This is a genomic window from Salmonella sp. HY31 (genome assembly GCF_042604575.1).
In the GTDB taxonomy this organism is placed as follows: domain Bacteria; phylum Pseudomonadota; class Gammaproteobacteria; order Enterobacterales; family Enterobacteriaceae; genus Salmonella; species Salmonella diarizonae.
In genome coordinates this window covers 1,549,109-1,562,565 of sequence record NZ_CP170479.1, presented here as the reverse complement: position 1 = coordinate 1,562,565, position 13,457 = coordinate 1,549,109, and the positions used below count along the sequence as shown (strand labels likewise).

General features: G+C 50.7%; 10 protein-coding genes, 1 tRNA gene and 2 pseudogenes. 7 read left to right on the top strand and 6 right to left on the bottom strand.

Translation table 11 applies throughout. The annotated features are described in order from the left end of the window. Positions 1 to 317 precede the first annotated feature (317 nt). Together ACE15A_RS07225 and rsuA are read right to left on the bottom strand one after the other, a co-directional pair. Positions 318 to 1,508 carry a Bcr/CflA family multidrug efflux MFS transporter gene (locus ACE15A_RS07225; RefSeq protein ID WP_023248355.1) on the bottom strand — a complete coding sequence of 397 codons (1,191 nt, stop codon included), beginning with the start codon at positions 1,506 to 1,508 and terminating at the stop codon, positions 318 to 320. A gap of 27 nt (positions 1,509 to 1,535) precedes the next feature. After that, positions 1,536 to 2,231, bottom strand: a complete 696-nt coding sequence (rsuA, locus tag ACE15A_RS07220; protein ID WP_053510511.1) for a 16S rRNA pseudouridine(516) synthase RsuA — start codon at positions 2,229 to 2,231, stop codon at positions 1,536 to 1,538. Positions 2,232 to 2,382: 151 nt separating this feature from the next. On the opposite strand from rsuA, the gene ACE15A_RS07215 reads away from it, so the two are divergent. Continuing rightward, on the top strand, positions 2,383 to 4,143 hold the full coding sequence (locus tag ACE15A_RS07215) for a DEAD/DEAH box helicase (protein ID WP_053510514.1): 1,761 nt from the start codon (positions 2,383 to 2,385) through the stop codon (positions 4,141 to 4,143). A 124-nt stretch (positions 4,144 to 4,267) separates the two neighbouring features. After that, positions 4,268 to 4,552: a 50S ribosomal protein L25 gene (gene rplY, locus ACE15A_RS07210; protein WP_000494191.1), complete on the top strand. Its 285-nt coding sequence runs from the start codon at positions 4,268 to 4,270 to the stop codon at positions 4,550 to 4,552. Positions 4,553 to 4,666: 114 nt separating this feature from the next. Here the strand turns inward: rplY and yejK are convergent, their stop codons facing one another. Continuing rightward, positions 4,667 to 5,674, bottom strand: coding sequence for a nucleoid-associated protein YejK (gene yejK / locus ACE15A_RS07205; RefSeq protein WP_000050812.1), 1,008 nt, complete (start codon positions 5,672 to 5,674; stop codon positions 4,667 to 4,669). Positions 5,675 to 5,854: 180 nt separating this feature from the next. On the opposite strand from yejK, the gene ACE15A_RS07200 reads away from it, so the two are divergent. From ACE15A_RS07200 to ACE15A_RS07185, 4 genes and pseudogenes are all read left to right on the top strand, one after another. Continuing rightward, on the top strand, positions 5,855 to 6,082 hold the full coding sequence (locus ACE15A_RS07200) for a YejL family protein (RefSeq protein ID WP_001135903.1): 228 nt from the start codon (positions 5,855 to 5,857) through the stop codon (positions 6,080 to 6,082). Between the two features lie 31 nt (positions 6,083 to 6,113). After that, positions 6,114 to 7,874 carry an LPS biosynthesis-modulating metalloenzyme YejM gene (gene yejM / locus ACE15A_RS07195; protein ID WP_023248358.1) on the top strand — a complete coding sequence of 587 codons (1,761 nt, stop codon included), beginning with the start codon at positions 6,114 to 6,116 and terminating at the stop codon, positions 7,872 to 7,874. Between the two features lie 73 nt (positions 7,875 to 7,947). After that, positions 7,948 to 8,024 (top strand) — tRNA-Pro (locus tag ACE15A_RS07190). 310 nt (positions 8,025 to 8,334) lie between these two features. Beyond that, positions 8,335 to 8,424: pseudogene (locus tag ACE15A_RS07185) on the top strand (SOS response-associated peptidase); the annotation flags it as partial. 219 nt (positions 8,425 to 8,643) lie between these two features. On the opposite strand, the gene ACE15A_RS07180 reads toward ACE15A_RS07185, so the two are convergent. The 3 genes and pseudogenes from ACE15A_RS07180 to ACE15A_RS07170 all read right to left on the bottom strand — a co-directional run. Beyond that, complete coding sequence (locus ACE15A_RS07180; RefSeq protein ID WP_023248359.1) at positions 8,644 to 9,447, bottom strand: DUF4198 domain-containing protein; 804 nt, start codon at positions 9,445 to 9,447, stop codon at positions 8,644 to 8,646. 15 nt (positions 9,448 to 9,462) lie between these two features. Beyond that, positions 9,463 to 11,346: a TonB-dependent hemoglobin/transferrin/lactoferrin family receptor gene (locus ACE15A_RS07175; RefSeq protein WP_226998576.1), complete on the bottom strand. Its 1,884-nt coding sequence runs from the start codon at positions 11,344 to 11,346 to the stop codon at positions 9,463 to 9,465. Between the two features lie 501 nt (positions 11,347 to 11,847). Beyond that, positions 11,848 to 11,955, bottom strand: a pseudogene (locus ACE15A_RS07170) (DNA polymerase V subunit UmuD); the annotation flags it as partial. A gap of 203 nt (positions 11,956 to 12,158) precedes the next feature. Between ACE15A_RS07170 and ACE15A_RS07165 the strand changes: the two are divergent. Then, positions 12,159 to 13,397, top strand: coding sequence for a sialidase family protein (locus ACE15A_RS07165; RefSeq protein ID WP_077944445.1), 1,239 nt, complete (start codon positions 12,159 to 12,161; stop codon positions 13,395 to 13,397). Positions 13,398 to 13,457: the final 60 nt, after the last annotated feature.

Here is a 13,457-nt window from a genome sequence, read left to right as displayed (position 1 = left end):
ACAGATTGCTAACGCCCGTATCTCCGTCAGTGGCTCTACAGCAAGCGGGTGTTAAAATATTTTTACCGGCGCGGAGATAACGGCGGGCTATATGTACCCGTTTCTGCGATCTAACTCAACCTTTTTAACTACAATGATGTGACTTTTTACATAAATGGATTTTACATAAAATAAACATAAAGAAGGGAAATGATGAATTGGTAATTGATATACATCAACTACGGAAGCCGTTTGGCTTTGCCATCGTGTAGCTGATAGCGTCCCTCAACGCTTCCTGCGCGTTCTTCGCCAGTCATTTGAGGGACACACCACGCCGGTCACCGTTTTTTGGGACGGCTGGCGTAGAGATAAAACAGAATGGAACAGGCGGCGCAAAGCGCAATCGACCAGATCATCGGCCACGCGCTGGTAAAGGTAGCCAGTGACAGCAACGCGCCGACGATGGCGCCAATACCAAAACGGAAGGTGCCCGCCAACGAAGATGCCGTTCCGGCCATATGCGGAAACTCATCCAAAATGACCGCCATCGCATTGGACGAAACCATCGACACACAGCCGACAAACGCCGCAACGCCGACCACCAGCGCCCAGAATCCAATGCCCATCAGCGCGCTGAAAACCATCCACGCCGCCATCGCAAACTGAATCCATAGCCCGGCCCGAAACATGTTTAACGCCCCTACTCGTCTGACAAAACGGCTGTTGATAATCGTCATCACAAACAGGAATACGATGTTCAATGCGAAGTAGTAGCCGAAATCCTGCGGCGGAACATGATTAATTTCGATATAGACAAATGGCCCTGCGCTCAAAAAAGAGAACATACCGGCAAAACTAAACCCGCTCGCCAGCATATAACTCAGTACGCGTTTGTGGCGAAACAATGCAGCAAAGTTACCTATTGTGGTACGAATATGAAAAGGCTGACGCCGCTCAACGGGAAGCGTCTCTTTAATCAGAGCAAAGATCATGACTGACGCCAGAATCGCCGCGATGGCCAGTATCCAGAAGATATAGTGCCAGCTTAACCATACCAACACCCAGCCGCCGACAATGGGCGCCATTAACGGCGCTATCGTGGTGACCAGCATGACAAACGACATCATGCGCGAAAACTCTTCCTTTGGATAAATATCCCGCATCAGCGCATTGATGACGACGCTTGCCGCCGCTGCCGCCAAACCGTGAAAGAAACGCATCACGATCAGTTGATCGATAGTCTGCGCCAACGCACAGGCGACCGCCGCTGCGGCAAACACCAGCGTCCCGCCCAGGATGACTGGCTTACGCCCGAGGCTATCCGCCATCGGACCATAGATAAGCTGACCCAGCGCAAACCCCAGAATATAGGTGCTGAGCGTCATCTGCGCGCTACCGGCAGGCACGCCGAATTGTGCAGAAATCACCGGCAGCGCTGGAAGATACATATCAATCGACAGCGGCATTAACATGGCCAAAAGGCCAAGGATAAAGACAATGGCAAAGGAAGAGTGCTGCCGGGTAGTCACATCGAGCTCCTGAATTTAACGAGATAGTTAGCCGACGCTGGCGATTTCTTCTTCAGTCAACGGGCGATACTCGCCGGGAGCCAGATTCTCATCCAGCGTAATGGCGCCAATCCGTTCGCGGTGCAGTTCCACAACGTGATTGCCTACCGCGGCAAACATGCGCTTCACCTGATGATAACGGCCTTCGCTGATGGTCAGACGGACCTGCACAGGCGTTACCACCTCCAGCGTAGCGGGTTTAGTAAGATCTTTTTCATTATGCAACTGCACACCTTTAGCAAATTGCGCCGCCGTATCGTCTGCCACCGGAGTCTCCAGGGTCACCAGATAGGTTTTTTCACAATGATGGCGCGGCGACGTAATGCGGTGCGACCACTGACCGTCATCTGTCATTAACACCAGACCGGTAGTATCGATATCCAGACGTCCTGCGGCATGCAGCTTATACGCCACCGGCTCATCCAGGAAATACAGCACCGTTGGATGATCGGGATCGTCGGTTGAACAAACGTATCCCTGCGGCTTGTTAAGCATAAAATAGCGTGGCCCGTGTTGCTGCGCTAAGGGATTACCGTCATACGCAACCGCATGTTCCGGGAGCAGTTTGAAGGCCGCATTTTTAATGATGTCGCCATCGACGGTAACGCGGTTACCACGAATTTCACGCCCGGCAATAGCGCGGCTGACGCCAAGCTGCTGAGCGATAAATTTATCAAGTCGCATGTATGTGATTTAGCCTGTAAGAATACGGAAATCGGGCATTCTACCCGAAAAAAGGAAATTGCTATCCGCTCAGTATAGCGGGCTAACTATATCCCTCAAGGGAAATGATTCATGGCATACTATTCCCGGAACCGTTTAATGTAGTGAGACCATGATTTTTACACTCCGCCCCTACCAGCAAGAAGCCGTAGACGCCACGCTCAGCCACTTTCGCCGCCACCGTACCCCTGCCGTGATTGTTCTGCCGACCGGCGCAGGTAAAAGCCTGGTGATCGCCGAACTGGCTCGCGTCGCCCGCGGACGGGTACTGGTGTTGGCGCATGTGAAGGAGCTGGTCGCGCAGAACCACGCCAAATATTGCGCTCTGGGGCTGGAAGCGGATATTTTCGCCGCCGGCCTCAAACGTAAAGAAAGTCAAGGTAAGGTCGTGTTCGGCAGCGTACAGTCGGTGGCGCGTAATCTTGACGCCTTCCAGGAGGAGTTTTCGCTGTTGATTGTCGATGAATGCCACCGCATCGGCGACGCTGAAGATAGTCAGTATCAGCAAATCCTCACTCACCTGAGTAAAGTTAATCCTCACTTACGTCTGCTTGGGCTAACCGCCACGCCTTTCCGCCTCGGAAAAGGCTGGATTTATCAATTTCATTATCACGGTATGGTGCGCGGCAACGAGAACGCTCTGTTTCGCGACTGTATTTATGAACTGCCGCTGCGCTATATGATTAAACACGGCTATCTGACGCCGCCGGAGCGTCTTGATATGCCAGTCGTACAATATGATTTCAGCCGCCTGCAGGCCCAAAGCAATGGGCTGTTCAGCGAAGCCGACCTGAACCGCGAGCTGAAAAAGCAGCAACGGATTACGCCGCACATCATCAGCCAGATTATGGAATTTGCGCAGACGCGCAAAGGCGTGATGATTTTCGCCGCCACGGTCGAACATGCGAAAGAGATTGTCGGCCTGCTTGCGGCGGACGACGCGGCGTTGATTACCGGCGATACGCCAGGGCCCGAGCGCGACGCGCTGATTGATGATTTCAAGGCGCAGCGTTTTCGCTATCTGGTTAACGTCTCGGTGCTGACCACCGGCTTTGACGCCCCGCACGTTGATCTCATCGCGATTCTGCGCCCCACCGAGTCAGTTAGTCTTTACCAACAAATTGTCGGGCGTGGTCTGCGCCTTGCGCCGGGAAAGACCGATTGCCTGATTCTTGATTACGCTGGTAACCCGCACGACCTGTATGCTCCGGAGGTCGGCAGCCCGAAAGGAAAAAGCGATAACGTCCCTGTCCAGGTATTTTGCCCGGCCTGCGGCTTTGCCAACACCTTCTGGGGGAAAACCACTACCGACGGTACGCTGATTGAACACTTTGGCCGTCGCTGCCAGGGCTGGTTTGACGATGACGACGGCCATCGCGAGCAGTGCGATTTTCGCTTCCGCTTCAAAAACTGCCCGCAGTGCAATGCCGAAAACGATATTGCCGCCCGACGCTGCCGGGAATGTGACGCCATTCTGGTCGATCCGGACGATATGTTAAAAGCGGCGCTCAGGCTCAAGGATGCGTTAGTCCTGCGCTGTAGCGGAATGACAATGCAGCATGGGCAGGATGAGAAAGGCGAATGGCTGAAAATCACTTACTATGACGAGGACGGCGCGGATGTCAGTGAGCGCTTCCGCTTGCACACGACCGCCCAGCGTACCGCTTTCGAACAGCTATTTATTCGCCCGCATACCCGCACGCCCGGCGTTCCTTTACGCTGGATCACGGCGGCGGATATTGTCGCGCAGCAGGCGTTGTTGCGGCATCCCGATTTTGTGGTCGCACGGATGAAAGGCCAGTACTGGCAGGTGCGTGAAAAAGTGTTCGACTATGAAGGCCGCTTCCGCCTGGCGCACGAATTACGTGGTTAATCGCACTTTTCATTGATGTAACGGCGATTTGAGTATAGAATCTCGCCCGCTTTTGCATACGCAAAGCAGATCACTTACCTGTTGCTGGGTCGCCTGTAGCAGGAATTATTAAAGAGAGATTTAAATGTTTACTATCAACGCAGAAGTACGTAAAGAGCAGGGTAAGGGTGCGAGCCGCCGCCTGCGCGCCGCTAACAAGTTCCCGGCAATCATCTACGGCGGTTCTGAAGCCCCGATTGCTATCGAACTGGACCACGACCAGGTGATGAACATGCAAGCTAAAGCTGAATTCTACAGCGAAGTTCTGACCCTCGTTGTTGACGGTAAAGAAGTAAAAGTTAAAGCTCAGGCTGTACAGCGTCACGCTTACAAACCAAAGCTGCAGCACATCGACTTCGTTCGCGCGTAATTGTCGACACGTTGCAAGAACCCCGCTCCGGCGGGGTTTTTTTATGGCGTTTTTGGTTTTTGTAGGCCGGATAGACGCCGCCATCCGGCATTGCCTGATGGCGCTACACTTAGGTTACTTTCCGCCCGACGTGCGCCGCTGCAACTGATCGCGCAAATTCGGCGGCGTCCCTTTGATAGTCAGCGTATCGGTTGCCGGGTCCCAGAAAATCCGCTCGCCCAGTAGCATCGCATCAAAGTTAATGGTTAACCCGCCGCCGCTGCCGGCATATTTCGTTAGCTGGCGCAGCGTACTCCGATCCGCCGGAAAACTCTCTTCCAGCTCATAGCCTTTTTCAGCGGTAAATTCGCTGAAACTTACCTCACTGACGCCGGAAAGCTCCTTCGACAGCGATTCCAGCTCAATCTCTTCCCCGGCTTGTAACTGTTCGTTACAGTAGCTGTAAACCTGTTGACGCACGTTCTGACGTTCTGCTTTATCCAACTGCGCTTCTGCGGTGAAATCATCTACCGCCTGCAACAGGCCTCGATTCTGCGCTTTGGCATTCAGCCCTTCACTGGCGCCGAGGAAATCCATAAAAAAGTCAGCGACCTTGCGCCCTACCCGACCTTTGAGAAACGTCAGATAGCGGGTCGATTGCGGATTAGTTTCCCACTCGGTAAGATCGATACGCGCCACGATATCCGCATGGTTGATATCAAGATAATGCGTCGGGTTAATGTCCAGATTTTCATTTACCCGCATACTGCTCAGGTTGTTCAGTACCGTAACCAGCAGATACTCCACCGCCAGGTAACGATAATGGCAGAACAGCACAATGCCGCCGTCCGCAAAGGGATACTTCGCCAGTTCGTCCCGCAGGCGTCCGGTCGCCGCCCGGCTAAAGGCAAGAAAATCTTCTTCCCCCTGACGTTGCAACCGCAGCGCTTGCGCCAGTTCACTCTCTTCGCTAAACAGGCCATACGCCTTATTCTTGGCGCTATAGACCCGATGCAGTTCAGCCACCATCTCGACAACGGTGGTTGTCGGCTCCAGCAATGAATCGCGCAAGACCAGCTCAAGATTTTGCTCATCGCGCTTGATAAGCTGGTGCAGGGCAATCTGGTTGATATCCAGACTCATGATAAACTCTCCTTTAAGACCGGGCGGTATTCAACCACCGCCTGCCGGAAGACGCAAGCCGATCGCCCTGTCATTTCAGGCGTTATCCGTAACGCGAATGATTTAGGGGATAAAAATGCAGAAAAAAAACTGTTGCTACGGTAATATGTTGCCCTTTCATGAACAAACAGATTTTGATTTATGCCACAACTCTCCCGCTATAGTGATGAACATGTTGAACAATTACTGAGCGAACTGCTCAGCGTACTGGAAAAACATAAGGCGCCGACCGATCTTTCCCTGATGGTGCTGGGAAATATGGTCACCAACCTTATCAATACCAGCGTTGCACCAGCTCAACGCCAGGCGATTGCGAACTCTTTTGCCCGCGCATTGCAGTCTTCGATTAGCGAAGACAAAGCGCACTAAAAAGCCGACTCCGGAGAAACAAGCGACAGGTATGGTAACTCATCGTCAGCGCTACCGTGAAAAAGTCTCCCAGATGGTTAGCTGGGGGCACTGGTTCGCTCTGTTCAATATACTGTTGGCTACGCTGCTCGGCAGCCGTTACCTGTTTGTCGCCGACTGGCCGACAACGCTTGCAGGTCGTATATACTCTTACCTGAGCATTGTCGGGCACTTTAGCTTTCTGGTGTTCGCCGCCTATTTGCTTATTCTTTTTCCGCTCACGTTTATCGTGATGTCCCAGCGGCTGATGCGGTTTTTATCGGCTATTCTGGCGACGGCGGGTATGACGTTATTGCTTATCGACAGCGAGGTCTTTACCCGTTTTCACCTGCATCTTAATCCCATTGTCTGGGAGCTGGTCATCAACCCTGACCAGAACGAAATGGCGCGCGACTGGCAGCTTATGTTTATTAGCGTGCCGGTTATCTTATTGATTGAGATGTTATTTGCGACATGGAGTTGGCAAAAGCTGCGCAGCCTCACGCGCCGCCGCCATTTCGCAAGGCCGCTTGCGGCATTCTTTTTCGTCTCCTTTATCGCATCGCACCTTATCTACATCTGGGCAGACGCTAATTTTTATCGGCCGATTACCATGCAGCGGGCAAACCTGCCGCTCTCTTATCCGATGACGGCGCGACGTTTTCTTGAAAAACACGGTCTGCTGGATGCGCAGGAGTATCAGCGCCGTCTGGTAGAGCAAGGCAATCCGGAAGCGGTCTCCGTACAGTACCCGCTCAGCGATTTGCACTATCGCGACATGGGCACCGGTCAGAATGTGCTGCTCATTACTGTAGACGGCCTGAACTATTCTCGCTTTGAGAAACAGATGCCGGAGCTGGCTAAATTCGCTGAACAAAACATCGACTTCACCCGTCACATGAGTTCAGGGAATACCACTGACAACGGTATTTTCGGCCTATTTTATGGTGTATCGCCGGGCTACATGGATGGCGTGTTATCCACCAGAACGCCTGCGGCGCTCATTACCGCGTTGAATCAGCAAGGCTACCAACTGGGACTGTTTTCCTCGGATGGCTTCACCAGCCCGCTTTACCGGCAGGCATTACTGTCCGATTTTTCGATGCCGGCAGCGCAGACGCAGTCTGATGCGCAGACGGCCAGCCAGTGGATAGACTGGCTTGGGCGCTATGCACAGGAAGATAACCGCTGGTTCTCATGGGTATCATTTAACGGTACTAACATTGATGACAGCAATCAGAAGAATTTTGTTAAACGCTACGCCAGCGCCGCCAGCGACGTGGATGCGCAAATCAATCGGGTTCTGAACGCACTGCGTGAGGCCGGTAAACTCGACAATACCGTCGTGATCATTACCGCTGGTCGCGGCATACCGCTAACGCCGGAAGAAAACCGCTTCGCCTGGTCGCGAGGACATCTGCAAGTGCCGCTGGTGATCCACTGGCCGGGGACGCCTGCGCAGCATATTAATGTGCTTACCGACCATACCGATGTGATGACTACGTTGATGCAACGCCTGTTACACGTCAGTACGCCAGCGAACGAATATTCACAGGGCCAGGACATCTTTACCGTTCCACGTCGCCATAACTGGGTAACGGCGGCAGACGGTAGTACACTGGCAATTACGACGCCGCAAATGACCCTGGTGCTCAATAATAACGGTAATTATCAGACATATGACTTACACGGCGAAAAGATCAAAGATCAGAAGCCGCAGCTCAGTCTGCTGCTGCAAGTGCTGACAGATGAGAAACGTTTTATCGCTAACTGATTAATTATAAATCAGTTAGCACCGCCTCCCCTTGCATTCGCGATGGAAAGCGGTAGTATTAGCACCCACAAGTCGGCACGTAGCGCAGCCTGGTAGCGCACCGTCATGGGGTGTCGGGGGTCGGAGGTTCAAATCCTCTCGTGCCGACCAAAATCCCTTAGAAAAACCAACCACTTAAGGTTGGTTTTTTTATGTCTGTTTTTTGTACGGGGAAGATTTCGGGAGCTATCGGGGAAAAACCCCCGAGGCCATTCATCTATTACAGGGCATCAATTCAGCAGATTACATCACCTGACTCCCGTCAAACTCCCCTGATCTTGCATCGCTAATGACACACTGATCATGCCAAATACCGACGGAGCACGACGATACCCGTCTTCATCCGCTGGTAGCCGCTCTTTTTTTGACTCCAAATTGCCTGGTGAAGCCGCGGATAGCTTCTGTACTGCTTAATACGTAACCGGCTGATAAATTCCTATGCCACGCTGTAACCCGGGCTGTCGTAAATGTAAAAAATCAGGGAGCAGATTTAATTAAACCTGTCACTTAGCCTGAAGCAGGTCTTCTCCGATCATGATGGTTGCCGGCATCCACGTTACAAACTGCCCCGAAAAATATTCCTGACCTACCCCCTATTGACGATACCCTGCGCCCACCAGACCCGGTGACATCCCCGGTTCATAGATCACCGGGGGCAGTAATCATGCCGGATCTGGCGGACTAATACCCCATTATAAGGGGTTAGAATAAGGCAATGCGGGTAACAGGGTTACCTACGGGTAAAGGACAGTGTCGCGGCAGTCATCGTTTCGTCGCAACGGGAAATATCGCTGTAAGCCGATTTCTGCTTTGTTAACAACAGCCATTCTCCGGCAGGCAGTTGATTTACGGTGATAATCCCTGTTGCATCACTTTTTAATATCATTTGCGAGGCATGCTCATGATGTTCAACTGTGTTTCTGTGAGAACGGTGATCGTGGTGATGCTGAGAAACATACTCCGCAGAGTTGATCTCCACTTCCGCATTCTCCAGGGGGACGTTTTTATACATTATCCTGAATTTTGCAGGATGCTCGCTGGCTTTCAGCGGATTCGTCACAGGAATGATCTCCAGCTCCTGGCCTGTCGGTTGGGCTATGACAGCCATATCAGCCGGACCTCCGGTGCCTGTGATGGTCCGGGCATATTTTGTGGCAAATTCACAGTAGGTCACATCCGGCCGCTGCTTTTTATCGGCAGCCCTCCAGCCTGCTGAGGTACGGGACCAGAACGTCGGTTTCATACTGGCGGTAATAATATAGCTTTCTGGTACCGGGATATTTTCAGCCCGATAGATATAGGCCTCCCGTGTGGGCTGCAGTGTGATGATCTGTTTTCCATCCGTCAGTCGGGGAAGGGAGAAGTAATGTTTTCTGCCAGGCAGCGTTCCCCTGTCTGGAAAATGGTGACCGTAACCAATCACTGCCACAACCTCCCTCTGTTCAGAATGAGACGTCACCCAGACATCGTGCGCCCGCACGCTGAAAGCCATAAGGGAGAGAAGAAACGTGGCTGAAACGGGTAGTGTTTTCATTTGATGTTATTCCTTTTACCATTGGTAACTCAGAAAGAAATTCAGTGAACGCCCGGGAGACGGTAGCCCCTGTACGCTATAAGCCTGCTGATTAAAAGCGTTATCCAGCACCAGAGACGCTGTCATCCCCGCTTTAGTGTCAGGAAGATGATAATCAAGCGAGAATGCATGCAGGGCATATCCGGGCTGTGTTTCTGCATCTGCTTTTACGTGACGGGCGGGAGCAACAAAGGTACTGCGCCATCCCGCCGCGAGTCCCTGACCGGGAAGGGGGAATGCCAGAGTGCTGACAACCGTGTCCGGGTTCAGCGTTCCCAGCCACTCCCGGCTGGCATCATCCATCCCTTCCGTTCGGTTATATGACAAATCCCAGTTAAACCACCGGGTGGCGTAAGCCGCCTGAACGTCCCAGCCCCAGATTCTGGCGCGCGGAACGTTATAGGAGTAGGTTCGTTTTCCCGGCATATCGACTCGTGTGGCAATGTAATTTCTGGCATGCGTACTGAAATAGCTGCCTTTCAGCCGAAGCTCATCATCTTCCGCAAACAATGAAACAAAACGCAGTCCGGCCCCTATTTCCTGAGAAGTATTGGTCTCCGGTTTCAAATCGGGATTTGGAACCCAGTAATTAGGCCGGCCGCGGGCATAAAAATGCAGGCCATCCCGGTACATTTCCTCCATTGTCGGTGCCCTGAATGCGGAAGAAACGGACCCATATATGGTGAGCCATTCAGTTGGACTGAGGGTCAGTGCCATTCTGGGCGATAATTCCCCGGCCGTCAGTTCCCCGTACTGGGGATTGATACTCTGGTAATGATCGTAACGGATACCCGCCACCAGTGAGACAGGAAAATTCCGCAGAGTGATTTCATCCTGCAACAGGCCGGAATAAAAATTAATTTTGCCCTCCGGATAACGCGTTTCGGCTCCGGAAGGCGTGTGGCGCTGCTGGTAATACTCGACTCCCCAGGAGAAATGATGGGCTGTTGTCTGTGTCTGAATCTCACTACGGTTAAGGACCTTCATGCCGTAGGTTACGCTCTGGCGGTTCTGACTTTCCCGGCCATCAGGCCTGGCCTTAATCCGGACGTCTGAGGTATACAGACGGGTTTCCAGATCCAGCCAGCTCTGATCGGCAGGATGCAGGTTATAGTTCAACTGCGCATCGCGTTGTATGATATGCCGTAAATACGCCGCCGGATTGCCGTTGCCCGGGCGACTCAGTGTGGGGTTACCGGGTTCTTCTGATGTATTATCATAGAGTCGGATACTGCCGCCTAAAGACTGAGCATGATCGAACTGATAGAGGCCCTTTGCGAGCAGAGCCCCAGGCTTCTCGTCATCAGGGGCGGTTCCGCCGTCACTTTGTCGAATATTTCCCCGCTGGCGTTTAATTACGGACAGGAGCCCGTCAAAGTTGTCGGTACGACCGAAGGCGGAAATACCGCCTCCCAGACTGCGATCGCCCGTTGCTCCGGAGGAAAAAATGCGCCAGCCCGCATGCCGGCCATTTTCCAGTAAATCTGCGGCACTGACGGTCTGGTAGCTGATGACCCCACCAAGGCCTCCGCTGCCATAGAGACTGGACATTGGTCCCCTGACGACTTCCGCTTTTTTGATTAATGCCGGCTCCAGGAAAGTGGCGCTGCTTTTATCCATCCCACTGTCCTGTCTGACACCGTCCACCATAACAAGCACACCGCTTTTGTCATAACCCCGCAGGTTAAATGTTTGTCCGTTGGTTCTGCCGACCCCCACGGGGGTGATACCGGCAATGCCCCGAAGAAAGTCGCCGGCGGTAAAGGCTGTCCGGGTATAAGCCGCATGATTATCAATCACGTTGACGACAGAAGGTGCCTCAAAAGCTGAGATTTCGGTCCCGGTTGCGGTAATGGTCATAGTGTCCTCTGCGGGAGAGGACGCATGGCTGAAGGCGGGCATACAAAGCACAAAAATGGGATAACAGTGAATGGTTGGTAATTTCATCATGGTGTAAGAATTGTAAAAAAAGAAATGTTATAACATAACATTTTACAAAAAACACCATTTGGATATGAAGTTAACGGTTTCCCCCGTGCCACCTCCCCAGGCTGTTATCCGTAATATATTATCGTATATTACGTAATAACCTGTTTCTGACCCCCGGCTGAATCTGGGCAGCCGATGAGTATCATCCACCTTCGCTGTTTTCAGGTACAGGCTACAGTGGACCTGCGGAGGAAATGCATTCAGAACAGCATTAAATCCGGTAAATTCAATATATTTAATCTGAGTATCACCACCGGTATGTCACAGTTAAATTGTTTATCCTGCCCTGCAGTCGCATTTCCTGTATTTTTTGTATAGATCAGAATATTTCCCATAATGGTATAAGCGGACCGCAGTGTGATTTTGGTTGTCCTATATGTCGAGCCTGTCCTCACTGCCGATAGGTATAGATCGACAGCCACCGTCTATGGGAATTAACTGAACTGTCGGACGCAACTGTAACCACTTTATTATGAACTCAAATTATGGCTTTTATAAATTTTCTGTATCGTATCGATAGCCCTACATCATAAATAGTGGTCAACCGCTGGTTCGATTCTTTAATAAATTGATGGAATAATTAATCATCATTTAATTACCGTGCTAACCTTTTGAAGAGAATTACCTCAAAAGACGGTTCTGTGCTATTCGTCACATAAACAGCAATAGCGGTAATAATATGTTTGACCAGACATCTACTTAATCGCAAAATACTGTACATATATCCACTACTGGGTATATGTACATATAAATTCATTAAGGAAGGAAAGAGTATGACTGTAGAAAAATCCGTGGTTTTTAAAGCTGAAGGTGAGCATTTTACTGATCAGAAAGGCAACACTATTGTCGGTAGCGGCTCTGGGGGAACAACCAAATATTTTCGAATTCCAGCAATGTGTACAACCTCAAAAGGTACCATTGTTGTATTTGCTGATGCGCGCCATAACACTGCCAGCGATCAGTCCTTTATTGACACAGCAGTGGCCCGTAGCATAGATGGTGGGAAAACATGGAGTAAAAAAATTGCGATTTATAATGACCGTGTCAACAGTAAACTTTCCCGCGTCATGGATCCCACGTGCATCGTGGCGAATATTCAGGGAAGCGAAACAATCTTCGTCATGGTCGGCAAATGGAATAATAATGATAAAACATGGGGCGCATACAGAGATAAAGCTCCAGATACTGACTGGGATTTGGTTTTATATAAATCAACTGATGATGGCGTTACCTTTTCAAAGGTGGAAACGAACATCCATGATATAGTAACTAAAAATGGAACGATATCTGCAATGCTTGGCGGTGTTGGATCTGGTATTCAGCTAAATGACGGTAAACTGGTTTTCCCGGTACAAATGGTTCGTACTAAAAATATCACCACAGTTCTAAATACATCATTCATATACTCCACTGATGGCATAACATGGTCATTGCCATCAGGATACTGTGAGGGTTTTGGTTCAGAAAATAACATCATAGAATTTAATGCTTCTTTGGTTAATAACATCAGAAACTCTGGCCTCCGCCGTTCTTTTGAAACAAAAGATTTTGGAAAAACATGGGCTGAATTTCCTCCGATGGACAAGAAGGTTGACAACAGGAATCATGGAGTACAAGGTTCAACAATTACTATTCCATCAGGCAATAAACTTGTCGCGGCTCACTCATCCGCGCAGAACAAGAATAATGACTATACCAGAAGTGATATCTCTCTCTACGTTCACAATTTATACTCCGGGGAAGTAAAGTTAATTGATGATTTTTATCCGAAAGTCGGTAATGCCAGTGGGGCGGGTTACTCTTGTCTTTCATATCGTAAAAATACAGATAAAGAAACACTGTATGTTGTCTATGAAGCCAATGGAAGTATTGAGTTCCAGGACCTCAGCCGTCATTTACCCGTAATAAAATTATACAATTAAACATCAAAAAATAGCCATTGCTGCTATATGTTATATATAGCAGCAGTTTCTGCTACATAG

Bases quoted from the DNA above. Each gene is read 5' to 3' on its own strand.
- ACE15A_RS07200 (WP_001135903.1), top strand. From the start codon at position 5,855: ATGCCACAACTCTCCCGCTATAGTGATGAACATGTTGAACAATTACTG.
- rsuA (WP_053510511.1), bottom strand. From the start codon at position 2,231: ATGCGACTTGATAAATTTATCGCTCAGCAGCTTGGCGTCAGCCGCGCT.
- ACE15A_RS07215 (WP_053510514.1), top strand. From the start codon at position 2,383: ATGATTTTTACACTCCGCCCCTACCAGCAAGAAGCCGTAGACGCCACG.
- ACE15A_RS07180 (WP_023248359.1), bottom strand. From the start codon at position 9,447: ATGAAAACACTACCCGTTTCAGCCACGTTTCTTCTCTCCCTTATGGCT.
- ACE15A_RS07175 (WP_226998576.1), bottom strand. From the start codon at position 11,346: ATGACCATTACCGCAACCGGGACCGAAATCTCAGCTTTTGAGGCACCT.
- yejK (WP_000050812.1), bottom strand. From the start codon at position 5,674: ATGAGTCTGGATATCAACCAGATTGCCCTGCACCAGCTTATCAAGCGC.
- yejM (WP_023248358.1), top strand. From the start codon at position 6,114: ATGGTAACTCATCGTCAGCGCTACCGTGAAAAAGTCTCCCAGATGGTT.
- rplY (WP_000494191.1), top strand. From the start codon at position 4,268: ATGTTTACTATCAACGCAGAAGTACGTAAAGAGCAGGGTAAGGGTGCG.